We start from the raw sequence: 24202 nt of genomic DNA on the forward strand, positions 1-24202 counted from the left end.
TCTTTCCTCCCGGCCGCGCTTAGCGGCAGAGGTTTTGATCCGCGGCGGTGCGCAGATCCTTCATCATGGATTCGAACTTCTGGGTGAGGGCGTCGTCCCCCTTTGGCGCGTCGACGAGCCCCTGGGCGAGCATCTGGCCGGCCGCGACCCCGATCAGCGGGGTATCCGATTCGCGGCAGTGGTGGTAGCCGGCGGCGATGATCTGCGACTCGACAGCGTTGCGGTCCGCCTCGTCCACCTTGTCGAAGTGCACGCCGGACTTCTCCAGGGCCGCCAGGAAGTGCTCCTCCTCCTCGCTGCGGTCGTCTCCCTCGGGGACGTCCTCGACTTCCTCAACGGCGCCGTCCTGCGTGCCCTTGCCGGTCGCACCGTGGTCGCCGGAGGACGCGCCCTCGTCCTTGGAGTCGTCCTTGTTCTTGCCCTTATCGTCGCCCTTATCCGGCTTCGCGGATGCGGAGACGCTCGGTACGGCGGTGTTATCGGCCTGCTCCGAGTTGTCGACGGTGCTGCCCGTGCCACATGCGCTGGCCGCGCCGAGGAGGGTCAGGCTTGCCAGGATGGCCAGCGGACGCCGCATCGTTGGGAGGCTGGTCTTTCGCACAGTGCGCTTCCTTTCCATTGGCGCCGGAATTCGGCGGGTCAGCCATATTACGACCCCGCCGGGGGCTGGGGCTAGTAGCCAGGCGCGGTGAACGGATTGCTAGTTAAAACGATACCGGGCACCGGGGAGAGTACTGGCGTACGCGCCGCCCCTCCCGGTGCCCGGTCTGCCGGGGTTTTGCCTTCCCGGCCCCGCCCTATGGGCGAGTGTTACTTCTTGACGATCTTGCCGTTGACCTGCTGGATCTCGCCACCCTGGAACTTCACAACCTCGCCGCCAGCTGGGATCGCGGTCTGGTCAGCGATCGGCAGGCCGTACTTGCCCTGCTCGAACTTCTCCTCGCCCCAGGCGTCGAAGATCGCGCCCTTGTAGATGATGTGAGCGCCAGTCTTCGGGGACCAGTAGATGAAGCCGCCGGTGAACTCGGAAAACTTACCCTTGCCATTCGGCAGATCCATCTCGCCGGTGACCGGGAAGCCCAACTTGGACTCCGGCCCCTTGGCAGCCATGTACTTCTTGGCGATCTCACCCTGGACGTACTGGGTCTTGCCGTCCTTGTCGCGGGTGATGACGCCGTTCTGGAAGCGCTGCACCCAGCCGTCGCCGACCTTCTCGGCGTTCGCCACTGGGTAGCCGAGTGGGCCGTTCTCGTAGCCCTTCTCGCCCCAAGTGCGCATGATGTCGTGCTTCACCGCGTAGGCACCGGTCTCGTGGGTCCAGTAGATATTGCCGTGCTCGAACTGGACGAAGCGGCCGCGGCCGTTGGAGATCGTGATCTCCTCGCTCTTCGGGTAGCCGAGCCAGGAGTGGGTTGCGCCCATCTCCACGTAGCGTGCACCGATGCGGCCCCACAGGAAGTGGGCGCCGGTGTCCGGGTGCCAGTAGGCACGGCCGGAGCGGTAGTCCTGGACCTTCCCGCCGCGGGCGGCGTCGTACTCACCGGAGACGCAGGCGCCGACCTGGGCGCCGATCTGCGGGGCAGCCTTCAGCGCATCGCCGATCGCACCGCCGGCAGCGCACTGGGCGCCACGATCATCCTCGGAGAGGGAGAGCGCGTCGGCGATCTGTGGCCATGCCTGGGTCATCTCGAACTGCCAGTACGGCCAGTTGTGAATGCCGGAGTTGCGGAAGTGGGCGGTGACATTCACGCCCTTCTTCTTGGCTTCCTTGAGGAAGGTCTGGGTGGTCAGGCGGGACATGACCTCCAGGCCGATGCCGGCCGGGCTGTTCTCCTCCGGGTTGCCCGGGGTGCCGTTACCGGCGGAGACGTACACGGACATGTCCTTCAGCAGGCCAACGCCCAGCTTCGGGTCGTGCTCGTACCAGTCCTTGGAGCCGAAGGGACCCCACATCTTCTGCGCGTCGTAGCCGCCGCCATCCTGCGCGGCGTAGGCGATGCCCTGCGGCATGCCCGGGGAGGTGGTGTCCAGGTAGCCGGAGAAGGAGCCGACGAACTTCCACATCTTCGGGAAGCGCTGCGCGAGGTTCATCGCCGCGGTGCCACCCATGGACAGGCCGACGATCGCGCGGTCCTCGGTGCTGCGCCAGCCCTCGCGCAGGACAGCCGGGAGCTCGTTGACGAGGAAGCTCTCCCACTTGTAGTGCTTGCCCTTATCCGGCTGCTGCCAGTCGGTGTAGAAGGAGGACTCGCCGCCGACCGGAAGTACGACGTTGACGTTCTTATCCGCGTAGAAGTTCGCGATATTCGTGGAGAGGGTCCAACCGGACTCGTCCTCGCGGGCGCGTAGGCCGTCGAGCGCCCAGACGGTCGGGAACTTCTGGTCCGGCTTGGAGTACCAGTCGCGGGCCAGCAGGATCTGGACCTTGACCGGCTTGTCCGGCATGGCGGCGGAGTTGATGTAGACGTTCGCCCAGCGGTCGGTAATCCACTCGACCTTGTCGACGGAGACGCCCGCCGGCAGGCCAGGGAGGTTCTGCTCCGTCACGCGCACCGGCTTGCGGTCCGGGACGTCGTGGGGCTCAAGGTAGCCAGTGCCGGAGCCAGGGCCACTGGAGCCGGCCAGGCTGCCGGCATCCTGCGCGTTGGCAGCTGGCATCAGCGGCAGAGCGAGGGCCGCGGCCAGCGGCAGGGCAAGCGTCGCCTTCCCCATACGGGACGGGCGGGGGAGTTTCGCAGCAATGCGCATGTGTTTTTCTTCCTTGTGTCCTTGTCAACGTCAAAAAGGCCGAGATCCGGACTGGTAGCTCCCGGTCGAAGCGGGTTCCCCTCCCGCTTCGGCCTGGGTTTCTCGCCAGCCTCAGTAGCCACAAAGCCTCAAGCTTCACTTAAGGCTTAAGCTTACTGTTTCGTTAGGGCTTGTAAAGCACACTCGACGGCAACTCGCAGAAAAGTTTCTCGGACACAAAGAAAGGGGCGCCTCCCCCACTATCGAGGAAGCGCCCCTCTTTTACAGAGCCTGGGCGGTCAGCCACCCGCGGGCCGACACAATCCCATCAGGCTCACACCGGACTAAGCGCCCAGTGCGCGCAGGATGTGCGGGCGAGCCTTGTGCAGCTCAGCACCCCAGTTATTCCAGTTGTGAACACCAACGGGGCTGTAGCTGACGACCGGGTTGATGCCAGCGCCGCGCGCAGCGATCTCGAACTTGCGGGTCGAGGTGCGGGAGAAGAACTCCAGCATGACCGCGCTAACCCCGACCACAGGGTTGTTCACGAAGTTAATGTCCGGCGTCGGGCCACCAAGAGCAGCCGAGAGGTACATCGGCATCCCCTGCAGACGGCCGACATTCAGGGTCGGGTCGTTACGGAAGCGAGCCGGGCTGGCCGGCGGGCCCCACATGTTCTCAACGCGAGCACCCGGGCCGGAAGAATCCTGCATCGAGTAGTTCATCGCGAAGTACATGCCTGGGAAGGTCGGGTTCAGGTAACCAGACATGGAGGTCACCTGCTTGAACTGGTTGCGGTGCCACGCGGCGAGGTTCATCGCGGCCATCGCACCCATGGACAGGCCGACCACGGAGTTATTGGTGCGAGAGACGCCGAACTCGCGGGCCAGATAGTTCGGCAGCTCGCGGGTCAGGAAGGTTTCCCAGCGCGGCGTACGCGGGCCATTAGTGCCGCCCCAGTGACCCTGCCAGTCGGTGTAGAACTGACCCTTGCCGCCGACCGGCATAGCCAGGGTGACATTATCGTTGACGAACTTGCGCGGAGCGTGTCCCAGCTCCACCCAGTCGCTGTAGTGCTCTGGAGCGCGCAGACCGTCCAGGAAGTAGATGCCGGCGCTGCCGCCACGGGAGGCAGCCTGGATCTGGACCTTGATCTTCTGACCCATCGACGGCGAACTGACCCAGCAGTCCTGGACGTAGTACTTGTACGGGGACCAGGTGCAGCCCGGGCGCAGCACGCCACGGGTATCGGCCGACGCCTGCGGAGCAGCAACGGTTGCCATGCCGAGCGCAGTAGCAATGGCCACCAGCACCGCTGTGAGGCGCTTACCCATAACCATGGAGCTCATTTTAAGGTTCATGAAAAATCCCTCAACGACGAATAGTGAACGGCATGACGTTATCAAATCTTTATCTGACACGCCATGCCGTTCGCATGAAAACTTTTGTTTTGAAAACTCTCTTGGGTATTAGAGGGCCGGGACCACGTAGACCGCGATGCCGATCGTCACCAGCCAGGCCAGCGCAAGCACCTGCAGGGCGCGGTCGTTGAGCGCGATTTCATCCGGCGCTCCGCCGTCGCCACGGTCCACATCGGCAGCGTAGCGCAGGATCGCCACCGTGAATGGAACCATCGAGATCTGGTACCACACCGCGGCTGCACCGCTGACCTGCTGGGAGAGATCGAAGCCCCAGAGCGCGTAGCTCAGCACCACGGCCGTTGCGGCCAGCGTCCATACGAAGCGCAGGTAGGTCGGGGTGTAGCTTTCCAGGGACTTGCGGATCTTCGCGCCTGAACGCAGGGAGAGTTTCAGCTCCGCGTAGCGCTTACCGGCCGCCATGAACAGGGAACCGAAGGCCGCGACCAGCAGGAACCACTGGGACAGGATCACTCCAGCCGCCACGCCACCGGCCATCGCGCGCAGCATGAAGCCGGAGCTGACCAGCGCGATATCGATCACCGGCTGGTGCTTCCAGCCGAAGCAATAGCCCAACTGCAGGGCGATGTACACGGCCACAACGATGGCCAACCCAGGCCCGGAGCTGGCCAGGAAGGACCCGCCCACCGCCAGGGCGATGAGCACCACCGACATGATGTAGGCCAGCGAGACCGGCAGCACACCAGCAGCGATCGGCCGGAAGCGCTTCGTCGGGTGCTGCCGGTCGGCGTCGACGTCGCGGGCGTCGTTGATGAGGTAGATGGAGGACGCGGCGAGGCAGAAGGCCACGAAGGCGATGAGGATGTCCAGCAGCACGCGCCCCTGAAAGATGACGTCCCCACCGGCCGCGACGGGCGCGGCGACGACCAGGACGTTCTTCACCCACTGCTTCGGACGCAGTGCCTTGATCATCCCGTCGAGCAGGTTCTTCGGCGGCTGCAGCTTCTCCGCCTCCACCGAGGTGCTCGTCTTCGACGCGTCATATTCCGTGCCCTCGTAGCGGCGCGCCATCGCATCTGCCGACTCAATGCCGGAGGTGTGGGGCTCGCCGCCGAAGAAGGATTCTGGATCCCGATTGCTCACTGTTACGCGTCACTCCCTGTGGAAAACAAGTGTCTTTTCAACCCGCTAGGCATCGCGGCCGCTTAGCCACCGCTTCAAGCGGGGGACGATCGTCTTCTGAACCGCCTTGCTGCTCGTCAACCCGATAAGCGTACCGACGATCACGTCGCTCGGGTAGTGCACGCCCAAGACTAGGCGGGAAAAGCCCATGGCGGGAACGCCCGCCAAAGGCGCCTTCTTTCCGCTAAGGTCCGCCATGCTCACCAGTGCTGCGGTGGAGCTGGTGGCGTGCGAAGAGGGGAAGCTCAGCTTGGACGGGGTGCCCACGCCGATGCGGATCGCAGGGTCGTGCGGGCGGGGTCGGCGCACGATGCGCTTGATGATCACGCTCGCGGCGTGCGCAATGAAGGCAGAGACACCCACGCCCAGCCACTCAGCCCGGCGCGGCTTATCCACCACAGCCCCCGTGGCGGAGACCGCGAACCAGCCGAGAGCGTGCTCCCCAAAGTGGCTCATACCGCGCGAGATGCGCTGCACCGAGGCCAGGCTGGAGCCGCTCCCCGGCTCGCCAATCGCGTTCTGGATCGCGACCAGCGCGCGGGTCTCGCCGAACGGATCGCCCGCGACGCGGTCCGCGGCCTGAGAGTCCTGCGCGACCATTAGGCACGCTCCTTCTTCGGCGCCAGGTCGGAATCCCGCCCGGACTTAGCCAGCTCGGATTCCGGTTCGAAGATCTGCGCCCAACCCTCGAGGCTCGTCAGGTACGGGTGGGCCTCGCGGTAGCGGGTGCGCAGCTCATCGAAGCGCTCCGCGACCTGCTTCTGCAGGCGCATGGACTCGCGTGCCAGCTCCAGCATCTTGGCGCGGTCGCGCTTGCGGTAGACCACTCCCCGACCATCGGCGGTGGTCACGGTCGCCCCGTCCACGCGGGAGAGGCTGAACCACCGGGCCTCGATCGGCGGCAGGCTGACCTGCGGCACCTCGTGGTGGTGCTCGTCCGCCGGCTTGGCGTTGTTGATCACAGCCTGAGTCAGCGTCTTGACCTTCGCCGGGATGCTCAGCGGGATGCGGGTGAGGTTGCGCGGCCCGCCGGATGGGTGAGGCAGCTCGGAAGCCGACGGGATCACCACGGCATCCGGGTAGCTCTTGCGCAGCGCGTTGATGCGCGGCAGGGAGGTGTCCAGGATGCTGAACAGCTGCTCCGGGCCTGCCAGGAAGTCCTTCATCGCCTCATTCTGGATGGCGACGGTGGAGTACTCCAGGCACAGCAGGTGCTTGGCGGTCGCCTTCGCCATCGAGGTAATGATGCCGCGCGGGCTGCCCTCGTGCTGGATGGCGGCGACGATGAGGCGGTTGCGCAGGTGGAAGTAGGCCTGCCAGTCGATGGCGTCGTCCTTATCGGACCAGGCCATGTGCCAGATCGCGATGCCTGGCCAGGAGGCGGTCGGGAAGCCGGCGTCCTTGGCACGCAGGCCGAACTCGCCGTCGTCCCACTTGATGAACAGTGGGAGCGGCTGGCCGATCGTGTCCGCGACGACGCGCGGGATCATGCACATCCACCAGCCGTTGTAGTCGACGTCGATGCGGCGGTGCAGGTCCCGGGAGTCGATCTCCTCGCCGGAGGCGTTCTTGCCGTAGGAGCCGCGGTCGCGCAGCGGGTGCTTGTAGAAGTCGTGGTCGTAGTGGGTGTGGGGTGCGGCGGTCCACATGAAGGAGCCGCGGTCGATGACCTCACCCATGGTGTGCAGGTGGCTGCGCTCCTGCAGGTTCAGCATCTGGCCGCCGATCAGCATCGGGGAACGCGCGTAGCGGGCAGCCGCCAGGGAGCGCAGGACGGAGTCCGGCTCGATCTGGATGTCGTCGTCCATGTAGAGGATGAACGGGCTGGTGGTGCCGCGCTCGGCGTGGCGGGCCTCGTACATGATGCGGGAGTAGCCGCCGGAGCCGCCGAGGTTGCCCTGCTGCACGATGCGCAGCTTGTCACCGAAGTGCTCGCTGACGGCCTGGAAACCGGGCTCGTCGGCCGGGTGCTTATCACCCTGGTCGGGCATGATGACCGCGTCGATGACCTTGCCGACCTCCGGGTCGGAGGCCAACGCCTCGAGGGCGGCGACGGCATCGGCCGGGCGGTTGAACGTCGGGATGCCGATGGTGACGCGTGGCTCGGCGGCGGGCAGCTTGTCACCCGGGTTCAGGTGGGTTTCGGCCGCGGTGTCGGCGTCGCGCACGACGGCCGGGGACTGCAGGACCTGCCCCTCGGCGGGCTTGGTGGCGTACCAGCCGGCGGAGTGGACGGTGGTCTCGGACTCGCAGGTCAGGTCGAACCAGATCCAGCCGCCGTCCTCGAAGGGGGCCAGGGAGACGGTGAACTCCGCGGTGCCGCGCCCCTTCTCGTCGACGTCGACGTCCGCGCCGGTCACGGCGATGCGGGAACCGTCGATCTTGGAGCGGTAGATGTCCACGCGGGCCTCGCCGGTCAGCTCGATGCGCAGCTGAACCTCGTCCAGCTGGGACCAGCGGCGCCAGTAGGAAGCGGGGAAGGCATTGAAATATGTCTCGAAGGAGATCTCCGCACCGGCCGGGATGCGGCACTCGGTGCGGGAGAGCGCGGTGACGCGGCCGGTGGTCGTGGACTCGTTTTCCACGATGTAGAGGCTGCGGACGTCGCGCGGCTCGCCCCGCTTCGGCAGGATGATGCGGGCGAGGCGAGTATCGTCAAAATTTTTGCTGGAGTGTCCAGTCATATGAGCAGGTCAAACCTTCAGATCAGACAATAGTGATGGGTAATCGCTTCTATTATCCCCCACGATCCGCCCCTGATGGCAGTACGCCACGGCCCGCACCGGCTTTCTCGCTGTGGAGTTCCGGTGCGGGCCGTGGCGTATGTGCGCGGTGGGTGAGCTGCTTCGGGGCGCTCCCTTGTGAGCGAGCGCCGGTGGGCTATCCGCGGCGCCTTAGATGTGGCGGGAAAGGATGCGCGCCACGCCCTCGTTACCGACCTGGGTGAGGTGGGTGGTCATGTTGTAGGGCGTGGAGGTGTTGTCGACCAGACCAGAGACGTAGCGCTGGTTCGCTGGCGCGCAGGTGCCGTTGGCGCGGGTCGGGCCTTCCATATCGATCCAGCCCACGCCGGTAGCCTTCGCGGCTTCGCGCTGCCAGTGCTGGGCGGCGTCCTGGGCCATGCGCACCGGTGGGATGGTCAGCGCGACGCGCTGCAGGGCGTGGGTCTGGATCCAGCAGCCGGTGCCGTACTTATCGACGATGTGCGGGTAGCCCACGAAGGCGACCTTGGCGTTCGGGGCGGCGCGCTTGATGCGTTCGACCTGCGGGCGCACGCCGGCGACGAAGTTGCGGGTCTGGACGTTGATGTGGCCCGGGGCCTTGATGTTGTCCAGGATGCCGATGTTCATGAACACCGCGCGGGTGGAGCGGTTGAGATTGCCGTGGGCGATGGCCTGGTCGACCTGACGCTTGAGGTTGTTAGACCCGTTGGACGGGGCGTAGGCGACCGCACCGTTGCAGGCGTAGTCCTCGACCTTCACGCCGGTCTGGCGCTGCAGGCTCGCGGCGACGCGGACCTGCCCGCGCTTGCAGCGTCCCTCCGCCGGGGCGTTGCCGGTGACCTTGCCCGGCCCCTGCCAGAACTCCGCCATCTGGGATGGGAAGGTGCCGGTTCCGTTGGACCACATGGAGTCACCAAAGAGGACGACGTTGCGCGGCGCGGCGTCGGTTACTGGAGCTGTTGCGGTGACTGCGCTGCCAGCCATCACGACCGCGGCGAGCCCGGCGAGCATTTTCGACATCTTCTTCTTCAGCATCTACCCATCCCTTGGTTTTGCGTTGGAAACTCTATTGTTCTGCACTTCTCGCAGCTTCGTGCCGCTTCGCGGATTTTCATTGTCGTACATCTAGCGCGCAGATCCAATTGCCAGCCTGGATCCGGGGGTCGGCGGAGTCTAGGCCTGACGAGGTTCGCGCGCGACGGCGACGTCCTAGACGTCATCGGCGACTCGGTTCCCGCTTTCACGACCCCTTACGCACTGCTGGCGCACAAGAATTCGACGGAATTCGGGACGGACGTCGCAGCGGTGCTGGACCGTCCGGTGGCGACAATCGCGACGAAGTCGGTGATCACGGTGAACGTGCCGGATGACCTGGGCCACATCTCCTCGATCCTGGCGGATAAGCACCTGAAGAAGGCGCCCGTCGTCGCTGATGACGGCACCGTCGTGAGCATCATCAACCGCTCCGACATCAACCGCTACCTGGTCTCCACGTTCGTGGATTCGGGCGCCGAGGGCTAGTTTCCCCGTCGCCGCCGAGCGCTCGCGATTCCTGAGCGCTGCGCCAGGTTGTGAGTGCGAACAAAAATGGGCCACCGGCAGGGTGAGGAATGTCCTCGCGCCCCGCCGGTGGTCTTTTGGTGGGCTGCTGCCTCGTCGCGTTGTGGGTTTTCGCGCGGAGGCCAGCCAGTCTTAGTGCCCGCGCGGCTGGCTTAGGCTCCCGCCATTGGCTTCACAAGAAGCAATGCGCCCAAACGGCTCAGCCCTCTAGCGGGTGAATAGTAAAAATAGTAAAAATAGTAAAGATAGTAAGAGGTTGTAAGGAGAGAGCATGGCCCCGACCCCCGCACGACCCCGAAACCCGTTCACCGCAACCGTCGGGAAAACACCGCTGGTGCTCGCGGGGCGCGATGAATACCTCGACGACTTCGACGCCGCAATCCAGGACGGCCCAGGCAGCCATGAACGCATCTCCATCATCACTGGCCCCAGAGGCGTGGGCAAGACCGTTCTACTGAATGAATTCGAAACAGTCGCGAAGTCCCATTCCTGGCACGTCATCTCCGAAACCACAACACGTGGCTTCAATGACCGCATTCGGGACCGCGCCTTTCGCCTCTTAGAAGACCTTTCTAACGAACCCAAGCGTCGTCTGTCTGGCCTGAAACTCCCGTATCTCGGTTTCGACACTGAAGCAGTTCCTTCCTTTTCCCCCACCCCGACGCTCAGGTCAGTTCTTGACGAGCTCTTTGATCGCCAAGCAGAGATCAACGCCCGGTTCGAACAAGAGCCAGTCGGCCTGTTGATCACCCTGGACGAGCTGCACTACGCGCACATGGACGAGATCATTGAATTTGGAACAACGATTCAGCACCTCGTGCGGGAGGATCGCGAAATAGCGGTCGCGATGGCAGGCATTCCAGGCGCAGTGAAGCCTCTTCTCGCCGCGGATGAAGGCCGCAATCCCGTGACTTTTCTGCGGCGCGCAAACCGAATCGAAACCGGGATGGTACCCATTCCGGAAGTTCGCACCGCCATGGATAAGACCACCGAACAGGTCGGCATCTCGTGGACGCCGGAGGCTCTCGACAACGCATCCAGGGCGACCGGCGGCTATCCCTTCATGATTCAGCTTGTCGGGCAACATGCTTTCCGTAACTGCACCGGCACCGAGATCAACAACGAAGCCGTGTCTCGCGGCATCCGCGCAGCCCGGAGAAAACTCGGGCAACTTGTACATGAACCGTCGATTGCGGACCTTTCTGAAGTCGACCGAACGTTTCTCACTGCCATGTCCTCCGACGACGGCCCGTCACGCATGTCGGACATCGCGGCACGCATGGGCGTCGACGCGCAATATGCGGGCAATTACCGCAAGCGCCTGATCGATGCCGAAATGATCCGTTCCACATCCCACGGCTATGTCGACTACGAACTGCCCTACATGCGTGACTACCTGCGCTCTCACCACGCAGCCGACGCCATGGAACAGTTCTCCATCTGGCCGGAATGAAAGGTGCCGCTTGGCTAAAAAGCTAGCGCCCTCGCGTCCAGCCAAGGCTCTCCGCATCAGCGAAGCTATAAAACCTTCATTCACACGACGTTGTGAACGCAGTTATCAAGCAATTAAACACGGTAACTGCCGGAAAAATAGGCCCTCTGAGCTGGCATTTTAAATTGTGAACGCACATTCGCTTGACGCGGATGTGAACATAGGTTAATGTTCTAGTTGTCCCCACAAGAGACACAAAGAAAGAACACGAACAATGCTCACCGCTCCCCGCCGTCTGATCCTCGTCGACATCGAGAACTTCAACGGCCAGCCAATTTACTCCCCCGCGCAGGCAGAATGGTGCAAGAAGATGCTCACCGCCTGGCTCAACATCAAGGAAGGTGAGATCACCATCATCCAGCAGACAAGTCCGGCATCCTGGATGTGAACGTAGGTTGGAAGGGCCCACGCCTACTCATCGGGACGGGCCCCGACGGCGCAGACCGCAGACTGATCGAGGAAATCGAGTACATGAACATCGGCCAGTTTGATGAGATCGCCCTCGTCTCCGGAGACGGAGCCTTCGCCGCCCCGGTCTCCCAGGCCGCAGCACGAGGGGTGCCCACCACGGTTTACTCCCACAAAGACGACCTATCCCAGCAACTTCAACTAGCAGCAACCTCAGTCCACTTCACAGAGGATGCATACGCTCGAAACACCGCCGCCGAGGCCACGATCCACATGATGGACACCAACCCAGCCCAGCTTTCCGCTCACATCCAGGAGGCAGCGTAAATGATCACCACCACCGGGCACCTCGCCCTGAAAGACATCGCAGAGCTCGCCGAAGTGAGCCGCCCCGCCGTCAGCAACTGGCGGAAGCGATACAACGACTTCCCCGCACCAGTGGCGGAGTCCACCCCACGCAAGCCACTCTTCGAGGCCGACGCGGTCGTCGCATGGCTCAAGCGAAATGATTTCTTCCCAGACAGTGCCGAGCAGAAACTCCAGCTCGCTTCCCTCTTGGCGGTATCGAACCTACTCCGGACCGCCGTCCCCATCGACGACATCCCGCTCGTCATGCTTTCGCTCCTAGCGCTCGATAAAAACCCCGCATTCGAGCCATCGGCTGAGTTCACAGAACTGGCCGGGGAGATCAGCCCGGACACACTGGAGGAAGTCCGCCAGGGCATCGCCGCGCTGAAGGTGGCCAACTACGGCCAGGCCGCCCGCCTCGTCATCGACCGTTTCCTGGGTGTCGGATCCCGCGGGGGACGCAGCCAGTACGGCACTACCTCCTCGCTATCCAGCGCCACAGTGGTGGCGGCAGCGGCAACGACAGCTGCGGATGCCGGCATCATCCTCGACCCGGCCTGCGGCATTGCAGGGACACTTCTTGAGGCGGGCGACCACGCCCCCGATGCCGAGCTTCTGGGTGTTGAGATGGCCCGATACACGGCGACTCTCGCGCGCTTGCTGGCCTACCTCACCGGCAAGGAGGCCACCATCGTGACCGGGGATTCGTTGGGGGCAGACCCGTTCGCCGATGTCCGGGCCGATCTCGTGGTCTGCGAACCACCCCTCGGCGGGCGTTTCTCCCGCGATGACCTCGAGCAGCTCCAGCGCAGCTTCCCCGACTACTCCCTGGGCGGGCTGGGCTATGACGACCTCTTCCTGCTGTACGGATCTCAGCATCTCGCGGCCGGTGGTCGTGCCTACATCCTCACCAGCTTGCACCCCACCTTCCGCAGGCAGTTCAAGGAGCACCGTCAGCACCTCACGGCCCAGGGTCGTATCGAGGCGGTCGTGGAGCTCCCGCCGGGCCTGTTCTCGGCGACGCGCATCCCAGCCGTGCTGTGGGTCCTGAACACAGGAGACACAACGGAGCCGCTGCTCATCGATGCCTCCGAACAGCCACCGAACTCCGTCCCCACCCGGATCGCTGACTGGCTTACTGCCGCGCGTCGTGGCGAGGCCACCGACGTGCCGTATAAGACGGTGAGCTTGGCGGACGTCGTGACCAACGACGGCTCGCTGACCCCGTCGGCATACCTCGCGGACCCCATCGACGCCGATGAGGCGCGGTCCGCATTCGATACCGCTATCCAATCCCTTGCAACAAGCACCAAGAAACTCATGCATCTTCGCACCCCCCGCGTCACTGCAGACGCCATCCCCACGTCCACCACGTCCACCACGCTCGGCAAGCTGATCCAGGAGGGTCACTTCGAGCGCATCATCGGCACCTATGAGCACGATAAGGAGCTCAAGACCGGTGCCGCTTATCTTGCTCGTTCACGCCGGGACGACGCCCCGTCCTTCGTCGATGACTTCGACAGTGCCGATGTTCTCCGCCCCGGTGACATCATCCTGCCTAACGTCGGTACTACCGCTCGGGTCCACGAGGACGACGGTAAGACCTGGGTCCCGGCGAAGTTTGTCACCGTGCTCCGCCCAACCTCGGATGAGTACGACCCGCACTTCATCGTGGCCTGCCTGAGTGCACCGGCGAATACGGAGAATCGCGGCACGATGCCGCGGCTCCTCCCGATCCCGCGGATCACCATCCCAGAGCTCAAGCGTGCGGAGCGGGCGGTCGTTGCCGATACCGCCCGGTCGCTCAGCACCGCGCAGTCCGCTGCGCGCCAGCTGACCCAAGAAATCGAACACGCGAACAACGCCCTGGTCAACCTCGTCTTCGCAGGGAAGTAGGCTCCCAGATATGACTCCCACCCCAATCAAGGAATTCCAGGACACCCTCTGGAAGGCGGCTAACAAGCTGCGCGGCTCCATGGACTCGTCCCAGTACAAGGACATCGTCCTCGGCCTGGTATTTCTCAAGTATGTGACCGATGCTTTCGATGCTCGTCGCCTCGAACTCCTGGCGGAGCTGGAGGAGGAAGGCGCCACCGCGGAGGAGATCGCGGAGGAGCTGGAGGACCGCGATGCCTACCTGGAGAAGAACGTTTTCTGGGTCGCCAAGGAGGCCCGATGGGATTACCTGCAGCGCCACTCCAAGGGCAAGACGGATGACGCCGGCGGTGAGTTCAAGTCCATCGGCAAGCTCATCGACGAGGCCGCGGAGGCCCTGATGACCGATAACCTCTCCCTGGAGGGCACGCTGCCACGCAATTACAACAGCGATAGCGTGGACCAGCGGCGCCTCGGCGAGCTGGTGGACCTGTTCAGCGCCACTCGCTTCGCCGCGGAAGGCCCCGAGCGGGCACGCGATCTGCTGGGTGAGGTGTACGAGTACTTCCTCGCACGCTTCGCCTCTACGGAGAGTAAGGGCGACGGCGAGTTCTACACCCCGCGCTCGGTGGTGCGCACGCTGGTGGAGATCCTCGAGCCGACCGCGGGCCGTGTTTACGACCCATGCTGTGGTTCTGGTGGCATGTTCGTCCAGGCGGAGAAATTCCTGGACGCCCACGATAAGGATCCCTCCGCGATCGCCATCTATGGCCAGGAGCTCAACGAGCGCACATGGCGCTTGGCGCGGATGAACTTGGCTATCCACGCGCTGAACTCGAAGGGCCTGGGCGAGCGTTGGGGCGATACTTTCGCCCGGGACATCCACCCCGGTGTGGAGATGGATTACGTGCTGGCCAACCCACCGTTCAATATCAAGGACTGGGTGCGCAACACCGATGACAAGCGGTGGAGCTACGGTGTGCCGCCGGCGAAGAACGCGAACTTCGGGTGGATGCAGCACATCATCTCCAAGCTCAGCGCTCAGGGCGAGGCTGGTGTGGTGATGGCTAATGGCACCATGACCTCAAATACCTCCGGTGAGGGTGAGATCCGCAAGAACATGCTTGAGGACGACATCGTCTCCTGCGTGGTTACGCTGCCTGCCCAGCTTTTCCGGCGCACGCAGATCCCGGTGTGTGTCTGGTTCTTCGCTAAGGACAAGGGCGCGGGTTCCAAGGGCTCCGTGGATCGTCGCGGGGAGTTCCTGCTGATCGATGCCCGCGAACTCGGCCACATGGTTGACCGCACGGAGCGCACCTTCTCGGACGAGGACATCCAGAAAATCGCGAATACCTTCCGCACCTGGCGTGGCCGCTCGTCCGCTGAGGGCGAGTACGAGGACGCCCCTGGTTACTGCAAGTCCGTCTCGCTGGACGAGATCCGCGAGGCTGATTACGCGCTCACTCCGGGCCGCTATGTCGGTTTCGCGGAGGAAGAAGAGGACGGCGAGCCGATCGACGAGAAGATCGCACGCCTCACCGCGGAGCTCACCGCCGCCTTGGACGAGTCCGCGCGCCTCGACGCCGTGGTCCGCGAGCAGCTGGGGAGGTTGGGTTAATGAAGACACAGATGATTGGAGACGTCTTACAGTCTTTCAATTCGGCGCGCCTTCCTGTGAAAGCTGTCGAGCGAACTCGCGGCAAAACTCCTTACCTCGGTGCGTCAGGGGTCGTCGACTATGTCGATGGTTTCACCCATGAAGGAAGCTATCTTTGCGTAGCTGAAGATGGGGCTAATCTTCTCACCCGCTCACTGCCTATCGCCTGGATGCAGGAGGGTAAATTTTGGGCGAATAACCATCTGCACGTCCTCGGTGGCGTCAATAGAAACCGTTTGAAATTTTTCCAGTATGCGATTGAGTTAGCTAATATTGCCTCATTTGTAACAGGCTCAGCACAGCCAAAACTCAATCAGGCGTCGCTGCTGCGCGTTGAAGTTCCCGCATTTGGCCGTATGCAGGAGAATATTATCGGCGGTTTTCTCGGGTCCCTCGACGACAAGATCGCCGCGAATAACCATATTCTCGGGATTATCGACGAAACGATTCAATCTTTGTGGAAGCGCGCTGTTCAGGTCGGAGCAACCTATACCCGACTCGACGAGGTGATTGGGATTAACCCAAGAACTCCCCTCCCTAAGGGAACTTTAGCCAGGAAAGTCGAGATGAAGAACCTCCCTGAAGCTGGGTTTTCCATTAGCGAATGGGCGGAGCACGCGGTCAAAGGTGGGTCCCGCTATCGGAACGGCGACACCCTGCTTGCTCGGATAACTCCCTGCTTTGAGAATGGAAAGTGCGGGTTCGTCGATTTCCTCGAGGCCGATGCGGTTGGCGCAGGGTCAACGGAGTTCATCGTTTTGCGTCCACACCCAGACATTCCGCCCGCAGCACCATACGCCGTTGCTAGATCAGCGGACTTCCGCGCTTTTGCAGCGCAGACAATGACGGGTACTTCGGGCCGGCAGAGAGTTCAAGCTCGTGACCTGGAAGCATATGAAACCCTATGGCCCAACGGAGAGCAGCTCTCCAACTTTGGCTCCAGAACCACCCCGCTACTCGATTTCGCTGGCAAACTACGCGACGAAGCTCAAACCCTCGCCAAAACCCGCGATGAGCTGCTTCCCCTGCTCATGAGTGGGAAGATCTCGGTGAGGGAAGCAGGCCAGGAAGCAGCCGCTGCCGGGGCGCAGATCCCGAGTGAGGAGAACGAGGTATAACCATGGCGTACAGCGAGGCGATGCTCGAAGTCGACGCGCTCGAGCTGCTCGGCGAGCTCGATTGGAAGCCGACCGAAGGTAAAGAACTCGCCCCCGGCAGTGGGGAGCGGGAGAATTGGCGCGACATCGTCCTCCGAGGTCGCCTCCTCAACGCCCTGCGCAACCTCAACCCCGGGGTTCCGGACGAGTACCTCCGCCAGGCAATGGCAGAGGTCCTCACCCCACAGTCCCAAAGCGCGATCGCGGAGAACCACCGCCTCCACGAAATCCTCGTTGAGGGCTACCGCGGGATCGAATACACCGATGCCGAAGGCAAGCACCAGAACCCCACCATCACGTTCTTCTCCCGCGACCCGAACAAGAACTCCTACATCGCGGCGAACCAGATCACCATCCGGAACCTGGACAAAGAACGCCGCTTCGACGTGGTCCTCTACGTCAACGGCATGCCCCTGGCCATCATGGAGCTCAAACAATCCGGGTCCACCGCAACGGTGGAAGACGGTTATAACCAGTTGCGCACCTACGTCGAAGAATTCCCGATGGCTTTCCGCTTCGCCAGCGTCGTCGTCGCCTCCGACGGCCTCGAAGCAATCTACGGCACCCCCTTCACCCCGCGGGAGCACATGAGCAGCTGGCGCGTCGACGACGATGGCGAACCCTACGCACAGGGACCACTCGTCGTCGTGGGCGGCGAGCAGATGACCGAGTTCGACATGCTCATGTGGGGGCTGTTCAACATCGAACGCTTCGGCCAGATCTTCATCGACTTCACCGCATTTGACGAGTTCGACGGCGGGCTGCGCATGCGCGTAGCTAAACCGCACCAATACTTCGCAGTCTCCAAGGCCGCGGGCAGGACCATTCAGGCCGCCCGCAGCGACAAGAAGGCGGGCGTGGTGTGGCACACCACCGGGTCCGGCAAGTCCATGGAAATGGAGATGTACACCGCGAAGATCATGCGCGACGCGCGGCTGGACTCCCCCACCGTCGTCGTCCTGAACGACCGCAACGAGCTGGATAAACAGCTCCACGACACCTTCGCCGCCTCCACCCTCCTGCCCGAACCCCCGACCCACATTTCGAGCCGGGAGGACCTGCGCGAACAGCTCAGCCAGCGCCAATCCGGCGGGATCTACTTCGCCACCCTGCAGAAATTCGGCCTGCAGGGCACCAAGGACGACCGCGAGCTGGAGCACCCGGTACTTTCGGAGCGCGACAACATCATCGTGATCTCCGACGAGGCGCACCGCTCCCACTACGGTTTCGGCGACACGAACGCCGATGGCTACGCGCACCACCTCCGCACCGCCCTGCCCAACGCCACCATGATCGCCTTCACCGGCACCCCGATCGACGAGTGGGACCGCAACACCCGCGAGGTCTTCGGTGGGGAGATCGATGTTTACGACATGAACCGCGCGGTGGCCGACGGTGCGGTGGTACCCGTGTACTTCGAGCCGCGGCTCATCCCGCTGGAGCGTATCCAGGGGATAACCGACGAGGACATCGACGACGCGGCAGCGGAGATCCTCGCCGACTTCGACGACGAAGACCGGGAGAAGGCGCAGCGCTCCGTCGCCGTGCTAAACACCGTGTACGGCTCCGATCAGCGCCTCAGCACCCTTGCCCAGGACTTCATCCGCCACTGGGAGGACCGCCGTGAAAACATGCGGCAGTTCATCGGCGGGCCAGGTAAGGCCATGATCGTGGTGCAGACCCGCGACATCGCAGCCAACCTGTACGAAAAAATCATCGAACTGCGCCCCGACTGGCACAGTGAGGATGACCTCGCCGGCAAGGTCAAGGTGATCTACTCCGGCGCGGCGTCCGACCCTGCGCACCTGCAGAAGCACATCCGCAACCAAGCGCGGATGGATGCGATCAAGGACCGCATGAAGGACGCGGACGACGAGCTCGAGATCGCCATCGTGCAGGGCATGATGCTCACCGGTTTCGACGCTCCCCCGCTGCACACCCTCTACCTCGACCGGCCACTGAAGAGCGCTCTGCTCATGCAGACGCTGGCCCGCGTGAACCGCAAGTTCCGCCACAAGGAAAGCGGGCTGCTGGTGGCCTACGCCCCGCTCATCGACAACCTGCAGAAAGCCATCGCCGAGTTCACCAAGAGCGCCTCCGATGAAGACGAGAAGGTGATCGGCCAGAACATCGAGGAAGCCCTCGGCATCGTCCGCGGCTTCCTAGGCAAGCTCCACACCCTCGTGGGCGAAGACTGGCGCGAGCTGGAAGCCAACGGCGAGCAGCGTAAGGCCCGCCTGCAAGTCCTGGCCAAGCTCCGCGACCCACAGACCGCCGATGAGGAGGGCCGCTACCCACTCGCCAAGCAGTTCACCGAGACCGCCGGCAAGCTCGCCCGGGCATGGGCGCTGGCCTCGGGCAGCGCAGACGCCGCCCAGTACCGCGAGGACGTCCGCTTCTACTCCGACGTGCGCAACCAGCTGGTAAAGATGGACGCCGCCGACCGCCGGGCCAACGGCGAGCCACTGAGCGACGAGGTCCTGACGCTGCTCAGCCAGCTCGTCGTCGACTCCAGTGCCTCGTCCACCGTCATCGACGTCTACGAGGAAATCGGTCGCGACCTGCCCAACCTGCAGGACCTAGACATCGACGCCCTGAAGGTCAAGGACAAGACCGGCTCAGAAACCGCGCTGCTGATCGACGCGCTGCGGCGCTCCCTCCTCCAAGAATCCCGGGTAGCCACCGGCAACAACGAGGTCCGGGCGAAGCAATTCTCCGAGCGCATCCGCGAACTGATGAACCGCTACACCAACCAGCAGCTCACCTCCGCCGAGGTCATCGCCGAGCTCATCGAGCTATCGAAGGAGATCGTCGCGGAAAGCAAGCGCGGGGAATCCTTCAGCCCTGCGCTCAGCAAAGATGAGCTCGCGTTCTACGATGTCATCGCGGATAACGGCTCCGCCGATGGGGTCCTGGAAGACGACGTGCTAGCCCAGATCGCACGCGACCTCGTCGATACTCTCCGCCGGGACGCGAAGACCGACTGGACCGTGCGCGATGATGTGCGCGCCAAGCTGCGCCGCTCGATCAAGACCCTGCTGCGCAAGCATAAGTACCCGGCAGACAAGCGAAGCGATGCGGTGGTTCTCGTGTTGGAGCAGATGGAGCGCTTCGCGCCCCGCTGGTCGGAGGCGGCGTAGTACCGCCCCGCCGCCTTAGCCCCCTTGGGCCATACCCCTGCCCCCCTTGGGCTGCGGGGAACCACAGCCCAAGCCCCCTAAAACCCGCGCTTAGTGCCCGCGCGGCTGGCTCAGCGGCGTGCCCGACTCGAAGAAAGGCTGCAGCTGGTTGTCGTACATGGACAGCGCAGAGCCGATCGCCATGTGCATGTCCAGGTACTGGTAGGTGCCCAGGCGGCCGCCGAAAAGCACCTTGTTGTTCTCGGACTCCGCGGCCGCGAGCTTGCGGTAGGCCTCCAGCTTCTCGCGGTCCTCCGGGGTGTTGATCGGGTAGTACGGCTCGTCGTTGTCCTCCGCGAAGCGGGAGTACTCCTTGACGATGACCGTCTTGTCCTTCGGGTACTTGTCCTCGCGCTCCGGGTGGAAGTGACGGAACTCGTGGATGCGGGTGTACGGGACGTCCGCGTCGTTGTAGTTCATCACCGGGGTGCCCTGGAAGTCGCCGGTGTCCAGCACCTCCTGCTCGAAGTCGAGGGTGCGCCAGCCCAGGTGGCCTTCCGCGTAGTCGAAGTAGCGGTCCAGCGGGCCGGTGTAGACCACCGGTGCGTCCGGGGACTCGGCGCGCAGCTCGTCGCGGACCTCGAACCAGTCGGTGTTGAGGCGTACCTCGATGTTCTCGTGGTCCGCCATGTTCTCCAGCCACTTGGCGTAGCCCTCGACCGGCAGGCCCTCGTAGGTGTCGTTGAAGTAGCGGTTGTTGAAGGTGTAGCGCACCGGCAGGCGGGAAATGTTGGACGCCGGCAGTTCCTTCGGGTCGGTCTGCCACTGCTTGGCGGTGTAGTCGCGGACGAAGGCCTCGTAGAGCGGGCGCCCGATCAGCGCGATGCCCTTCTCCTCGAGGTTCTTGGCATCCCGTGGGTCCAGGCCGTCGGTCTGGTCCTTGATCAGCTGGCGGGCCTCGTCCGGGCTGTAGTACCTGCCGAAGAACTGGTTGATCAGGCCCAGGCCCATCGGGAACTGGTAGGCGGTGCCCTTGTGCATCGCGAAGACGCGGTGCTGGTAGTCGGTGAAGTCCGTGAACTGGTTGACGTAGTCCCACACCCGCTTGTTGGAGGTGTGGAAGAGGTGGGCGCCGTACTTGTGGACTTCGATGCCCGTGGTGGGCTCGGCCTCCGAGTAGGCGTTGCCACCCAGGTGGTCGCGGCGTTCGACGATCAGGACGCGCGCGTCGTGCTGCGAGGCGGCGCGCTCGGCGACGGTCAGGCCGAAGAAGCCGGAGCCGACAACAATGAGGTCATATTTCCCGTTTGTGCTCATGTGCCCCAGGGTACTGGGTGGGCCGGGAAAACTAGTTGAGCAAAACCCGTAGCAGCGCCATTTGATACCTCTTGATACATCGGCAATGTATCAAGAGGTATCAACCCAGCCTCGAGTTCACCGCGCCCGGATTCGCCGAGTACGTGCTGGCGGTCGACGGCGCATAGCCGAGCAAAACCCGCTAGCTTTTCCACCACTGGCGAACTGGCATGCCGGTGGAACCATCCGCGTAGGGTTTCACGGCCAGCACCTGGTGCAGCTGCACGATATTGTGCTCGAAACCCCACTCGGAACCGGCCATGTACAGGCCGAACAGCCGGGCGGTGGCCTCACCCACGACGGCCACCGCCTCCTCCCAGTTCTCGGCGAGCAGCTCGCACCAATCGTGCAGGGTGCGCTGGTAGTGGAAGCGCAGGTTCTCCTCGTGGTGCACGTCGAAGCCCACGTCCTGCATGCGGGTCACGATCGTGCCGGAGCCGGTGAGCTCGCCGTCGGGGAAGATATAGCGGCCGATGAACTTCCCGGCGTTGATGCGCTCGTTGGTGGGGCGGGTGATGCAGTGGTTCAGCATCCGACCCCCCTCGCGCAGCCGACCGTACATCAGCTGGAAGAACTCCTCGTACTGGCGACGCCCCACGTGCTCGAGCACGCCGATCGCGGAGATGGCGTCGAAGCCGGTCTCGGGGACGTCGCGGTAGTCCATCAGCCGGATCTCCGCGAACTCCTCCAAGCCTTGCTCGCGGATCTTCTCATTGCCCCACGCGACCTGCTCTTCTGACAGCGTCACGCCGATGGCCTTCACCCCACGGGCGGCGGCGTAGCGCACCATCCCGCCCCAGCCGCAGCCGACGTCCAGCAGTCGGTCGCCCTCGGAAAGCCGCAGCTTGTCGAAGACCAGGCGGTACTTATTGTCCTGTGCCCGGTCGAGTGGTGCCTTCGCGGCCGTGCCCGTCGGCCACACGCTCTTATCCCAGCCCTCCGGGGTATCCGACTCATCAGCCGGGTAGTAGGCGCAGGTATAGGTCATGGAGTCGCCAAGGAAGAGCTCGTAGAGGTCATTGCCCACGTCGTAGTGGCGCTGCACGACCTCCTTATCCCGCTGGCGGGAGTGCCGGGAGAGCCCCTCGAACAGGGCCTTCTTCCACCCCGGCTGGTCCTCCTGCGGCGGGATCGGCATTGGCCGGATCGCCTCCAGGTGCTTCAGGGAGCGAGCGATGCGCGCCCCGGTGGCAGCCGATGGCTTGCGGAAGGACTCGTAGTAGAAGGTCTGCAGGGCGTCGAACATGCCATAAGGGTGGCCGGGGTTCTCGCCGCTCACCTGCAGTGCGCCGGTGATATAGGCCCGCGCGAGCCCCAGATCGCCGGGCGCGGTGACGATATATGCCAGCGCATCGGAGCTGGTGATATCCAACCGGAGCCGCGCATCCGCCGGCCCGGTCTCGGAACCGTCGAAGCCGGTGACGTGGAAAGGCAGCGGCGGGGTGGTGATTGCCTCCACGATCTCCGCCACCGTCATTGGAGTGAAACCCGAATTCATGTTCTCTCTTGCCTTTCCTTCTTCGCTGTTTTCTGTTGTCCCTTTAATTTTTCGACGTCAACGCGCCCGAGCCTGCCCTGGCTGGGCGCTATCTCAGGTGTCCCGCTAAGCCCAGTCCACGGTCTTTTCGTACAGCCCGGGGAAGCGCCCCTGCGGGTCGTAGACTTCCTTGAGCTGGGCCGGGAAGCTGCCGCCGTAGAGCTGCTCGAAGGTCTCCCGGTCGTAGAAAGCTTCGGAGTAGAGAGACTTGTGCCCGCCCAGGGCACTGACCTTCTCCTCGACGAGCTTGTTGAACGCGCCGGCGGGGGCGTCCTTGCCCAGTAAGTCGACGGGGACGGAGGACCAGAAGCCGACGTTGACCCAGGTCTGCCCCACCGTCAGCGGGTAGAGCGGCCACGGGTGTTCCTTGTCCGCGCCCAGGGTCTCGCCCTCCCCAACCAGCTCGGTGCCGTCCGCGCCGGTGCCCCGAATGCGGATCGGGCAGAGCCACACGGGCTCGATCTCGCAGGAATGGAAGAACCACTCGAGGAACTCGGGCAGGTGCTCCGGGGTGACCTCGATGTCCTGGACCACGCGCTCGCGGGCGGGTCGGTTATTGGCGGCCTCGATGCGGTCGGCGAGGTCGTATTTGCGGTCCCAGCCGATGATCTTCCAGTAGAAGCTGGAGCGCAGCAGGTCGCGGGGCCACATGCGGCGGATCGTCGGGTTCTGGGTGCCGAAGGCGCGGCTGGCCCAGAACCAGTCCACGTCCCAGCGCCACAGGTAGTCGCGGATGCTCAGCCGGTCGCGCAGCACGCCCTCCGGGTGCTGGATGGAGCGGTAGTAGATCCGGTCGCGGGTGTAATCGCTGGTCGGCCCGGGTTCGTCGGTCTGCCGACCGAGCATGAGGTAGCACTCCTCCAGGCTGAACACCGCGCCGTCCAGGTAGTCCACCGCCTCGCCCTCGTACTCCCCCGTCTCGACGATCTGCTCCATCGTCTCGGTGAGCGCGTGGACGTCGTGGAAACGGACGTGTCGCAGCTCCACGAAATCCTTGACCTTCTCCAGCTCGATCTTCAGCCGCACCGCGTAGCCCAGGGAGCCGTAGGAGTTCGGGAAACCCCGGAAGAGGTCGACGTTCTGCGTCGGCGAGCAGGTCACCACCTCACCGGTGCCGGTAAGGACGTCCATCTCGATCAGGGCCTCGTGTGGCAGCCCGTTGCGGAAGCACGCGGACTCCACGCCCAGCCCGGTGACTGCTCCGCCCAGGGTGATCGTTTTCAGCTGCGGGACAACAGTCGGGCTGTAACCGTAGGGCAGGACGGTATCCACCAGGTCCTCGTAGGTGCACATCCCCTGCACGTCCGCGGTTCCTGCCACCGGGTCGACGGCGATCACACCGCTCAGGCCGGAGACGTCCAGGCCCGGCGTGGTCGATTGGTTGCGGCCGCGGAAGAGGTTGGAGGTTTTCTTCGCCAGGCGGACGTTCTCCCCTGGCGGGATGGCCGCGTAGCTGGCTCGCAGTGTCTCCACCGCTTGCTCGTGCGCGAACCAGCCAACCGGTTGCAGTTCGCGCGCATCGAGGCCGTTGCCGATACGTAACGCATCGGTGGTTTTCCCGACGGTCTCCACGGCAATATTCTTCAGCGCACCCAAGACAGTCATATCTCCCACCATAACCACGCGTGTCTTTTCACGCCGTGGTGGCGGGTGGGACGAGCCCCTTAAAGGAAGGACCGGAG

Annotated in this window: 18 protein-coding genes; 8 read left to right on the top strand and 10 right to left on the bottom strand. The window is 63.8% G+C overall.

Annotation, left to right across the window (positions count from 1 at the left end; translation table 11 throughout):
* Positions 1-19: 19 nt before the first annotated feature.
* The 7 genes from QP997_RS04850 to QP997_RS04880 form a co-directional block, all read right to left on the bottom strand.
* On the bottom strand, positions 20-601 hold the full coding sequence (locus QP997_RS04850) for a hypothetical protein (RefSeq protein ID WP_284846398.1): 582 nt from the start codon (positions 599-601) through the stop codon (positions 20-22).
* Between the two features lie 209 nt (positions 602-810).
* On the bottom strand, positions 811-2748 hold the full coding sequence (locus tag QP997_RS04855; RefSeq protein WP_284846399.1) for an alpha/beta hydrolase-fold protein: 1938 nt from the start codon (positions 2746-2748) through the stop codon (positions 811-813).
* A gap of 323 nt (positions 2749-3071) precedes the next feature.
* Positions 3072-4067, bottom strand: coding sequence for an alpha/beta hydrolase (locus tag QP997_RS04860; RefSeq protein WP_284846400.1), 996 nt, complete (start codon positions 4065-4067; stop codon positions 3072-3074).
* Positions 4068-4196: 129 nt separating this feature from the next.
* Positions 4197-5249, bottom strand: a complete 1053-nt coding sequence (locus tag QP997_RS04865; RefSeq protein WP_148811519.1) for a decaprenyl-phosphate phosphoribosyltransferase — start codon at positions 5247-5249, stop codon at positions 4197-4199.
* Between the two features lie 45 nt (positions 5250-5294).
* A complete protein-coding gene (locus QP997_RS04870) occupies positions 5295-5888 on the bottom strand; it encodes a phosphatase PAP2 family protein (RefSeq protein WP_284846401.1) in 594 nt (197 codons plus the stop codon).
* Positions 5888-7972, bottom strand: coding sequence for a glycosyltransferase (locus QP997_RS04875; protein WP_284846402.1), 2085 nt, complete (start codon positions 7970-7972; stop codon positions 5888-5890). The genes QP997_RS04870 and QP997_RS04875 overlap by 1 nt, the downstream gene beginning before the upstream one ends.
* A 210-nt stretch (positions 7973-8182) precedes the next feature.
* A complete protein-coding gene (locus QP997_RS04880; RefSeq protein WP_284846403.1) occupies positions 8183-9046 on the bottom strand; it encodes a GDSL-type esterase/lipase family protein in 864 nt (287 codons plus the stop codon).
* 270 nt (positions 9047-9316) lie between these two features.
* On the opposite strand from QP997_RS04880, the gene QP997_RS04885 reads away from it, so the two are divergent.
* The 8 genes from QP997_RS04885 (at position 9317) to QP997_RS04920 (ending at position 19648) form a co-directional block, all read left to right on the top strand.
* The gene (locus QP997_RS04885) at positions 9317-9532 is read left to right on the top strand and encodes a CBS domain-containing protein (RefSeq protein ID WP_284846404.1); all 216 of its coding nucleotides are present in this window, start codon (positions 9317-9319) and stop codon (positions 9530-9532) included.
* Between the two features lie 310 nt (positions 9533-9842).
* On the top strand, positions 9843-11024 hold the full coding sequence (locus QP997_RS04890; RefSeq protein WP_284846405.1) for an ATP-binding protein: 1182 nt from the start codon (positions 9843-9845) through the stop codon (positions 11022-11024).
* Between the two features lie 253 nt (positions 11025-11277).
* On the top strand, positions 11278-11451 hold the full coding sequence (locus tag QP997_RS04895; protein WP_284846406.1) for a hypothetical protein: 174 nt from the start codon (positions 11278-11280) through the stop codon (positions 11449-11451).
* Positions 11448-11798 carry an NYN domain-containing protein gene (locus QP997_RS04900; RefSeq protein WP_284846407.1) on the top strand — a complete coding sequence of 117 codons (351 nt, stop codon included), beginning with the start codon at positions 11448-11450 and terminating at the stop codon, positions 11796-11798. Before QP997_RS04895 ends, QP997_RS04900 begins: the two co-directional genes overlap by 4 nt.
* Positions 11799-13715 carry an N-6 DNA methylase gene (locus QP997_RS04905; protein WP_284846408.1) on the top strand — a complete coding sequence of 639 codons (1917 nt, stop codon included), beginning with the start codon at positions 11799-11801 and terminating at the stop codon, positions 13713-13715.
* Between the two features lie 10 nt (positions 13716-13725).
* Positions 13726-15312: a class I SAM-dependent DNA methyltransferase gene (locus QP997_RS04910; RefSeq protein ID WP_284846409.1), complete on the top strand. Its 1587-nt coding sequence runs from the start codon at positions 13726-13728 to the stop codon at positions 15310-15312.
* Positions 15312-16469 (top strand): restriction endonuclease subunit S, encoded by a 1158-nt coding sequence (locus QP997_RS04915; protein WP_284846410.1) that lies wholly within the window; start codon positions 15312-15314, stop codon positions 16467-16469. Before QP997_RS04910 ends, QP997_RS04915 begins: the two co-directional genes overlap by 1 nt.
* Positions 16470-16471: 2 nt before the next feature.
* Positions 16472-19648 carry a type I restriction endonuclease subunit R gene (locus QP997_RS04920; protein ID WP_284846411.1) on the top strand — a complete coding sequence of 1059 codons (3177 nt, stop codon included), beginning with the start codon at positions 16472-16474 and terminating at the stop codon, positions 19646-19648.
* 90 nt (positions 19649-19738) lie between these two features.
* Here the strand turns inward: QP997_RS04920 and glf are convergent, their stop codons facing one another.
* The 3 genes from glf to QP997_RS04935 form a co-directional block, all read right to left on the bottom strand.
* Complete coding sequence (gene glf, locus QP997_RS04925) at positions 19739-20944, bottom strand: UDP-galactopyranose mutase (RefSeq protein ID WP_284846412.1); 1206 nt, start codon at positions 20942-20944, stop codon at positions 19739-19741.
* Positions 20945-21125: 181 nt separating this feature from the next.
* Positions 21126-22460 (bottom strand): SAM-dependent methyltransferase, encoded by a 1335-nt coding sequence (locus tag QP997_RS04930; protein ID WP_284846430.1) that lies wholly within the window; start codon positions 22458-22460, stop codon positions 21126-21128.
* Between the two features lie 126 nt (positions 22461-22586).
* Positions 22587-24125: an FAD-binding oxidoreductase gene (locus tag QP997_RS04935; RefSeq protein WP_502870433.1), complete on the bottom strand. Its 1539-nt coding sequence runs from the start codon at positions 24123-24125 to the stop codon at positions 22587-22589.
* Positions 24126-24202: the final 77 nt, after the last annotated feature.

This window comes from Corynebacterium sp. MSK039, assembly GCF_030232315.1.
In the GTDB taxonomy this organism is placed as follows: Bacteria; Actinomycetota; Actinomycetes; order Mycobacteriales; family Mycobacteriaceae; genus Corynebacterium.

Excerpts from the sequence above, each read along its gene's own strand:
- QP997_RS04855 (WP_284846399.1), bottom strand. The coding sequence starts at position 2,748 with ATGCGCATTGCTGCGAAACTCCCCCGCCCGTCCCGTATGGGGAAGGCG.
- QP997_RS04860 (WP_284846400.1), bottom strand. The coding sequence starts at position 4,067 with ATGGTTATGGGTAAGCGCCTCACAGCGGTGCTGGTGGCCATTGCTACT.
- QP997_RS04870 (WP_284846401.1), bottom strand. The coding sequence starts at position 5,888 with ATGGTCGCGCAGGACTCTCAGGCCGCGGACCGCGTCGCGGGCGATCCG.
- QP997_RS04875 (WP_284846402.1), bottom strand. The coding sequence starts at position 7,972 with ATGACTGGACACTCCAGCAAAAATTTTGACGATACTCGCCTCGCCCGC.
- QP997_RS04880 (WP_284846403.1), bottom strand. The coding sequence starts at position 9,046 with ATGCTGAAGAAGAAGATGTCGAAAATGCTCGCCGGGCTCGCCGCGGTC.
- QP997_RS04890 (WP_284846405.1), top strand. The coding sequence starts at position 9,843 with ATGGCCCCGACCCCCGCACGACCCCGAAACCCGTTCACCGCAACCGTC.
- QP997_RS04895 (WP_284846406.1), top strand. The coding sequence starts at position 11,278 with ATGCTCACCGCTCCCCGCCGTCTGATCCTCGTCGACATCGAGAACTTC.
- QP997_RS04905 (WP_284846408.1), top strand. The coding sequence starts at position 11,799 with ATGATCACCACCACCGGGCACCTCGCCCTGAAAGACATCGCAGAGCTC.
- QP997_RS04910 (WP_284846409.1), top strand. The coding sequence starts at position 13,726 with ATGACTCCCACCCCAATCAAGGAATTCCAGGACACCCTCTGGAAGGCG.
- QP997_RS04915 (WP_284846410.1), top strand. The coding sequence starts at position 15,312 with ATGAAGACACAGATGATTGGAGACGTCTTACAGTCTTTCAATTCGGCG.
- QP997_RS04920 (WP_284846411.1), top strand. The coding sequence starts at position 16,472 with ATGGCGTACAGCGAGGCGATGCTCGAAGTCGACGCGCTCGAGCTGCTC.
- glf (WP_284846412.1), bottom strand. The coding sequence starts at position 20,944 with ATGAGCACAAACGGGAAATATGACCTCATTGTTGTCGGCTCCGGCTTC.
- QP997_RS04930 (WP_284846430.1), bottom strand. The coding sequence starts at position 22,460 with ATGACGGTGGCGGAGATCGTGGAGGCAATCACCACCCCGCCGCTGCCT.
- QP997_RS04935 (WP_502870433.1), bottom strand. The coding sequence starts at position 24,125 with ATGACTGTCTTGGGTGCGCTGAAGAATATTGCCGTGGAGACCGTCGGG.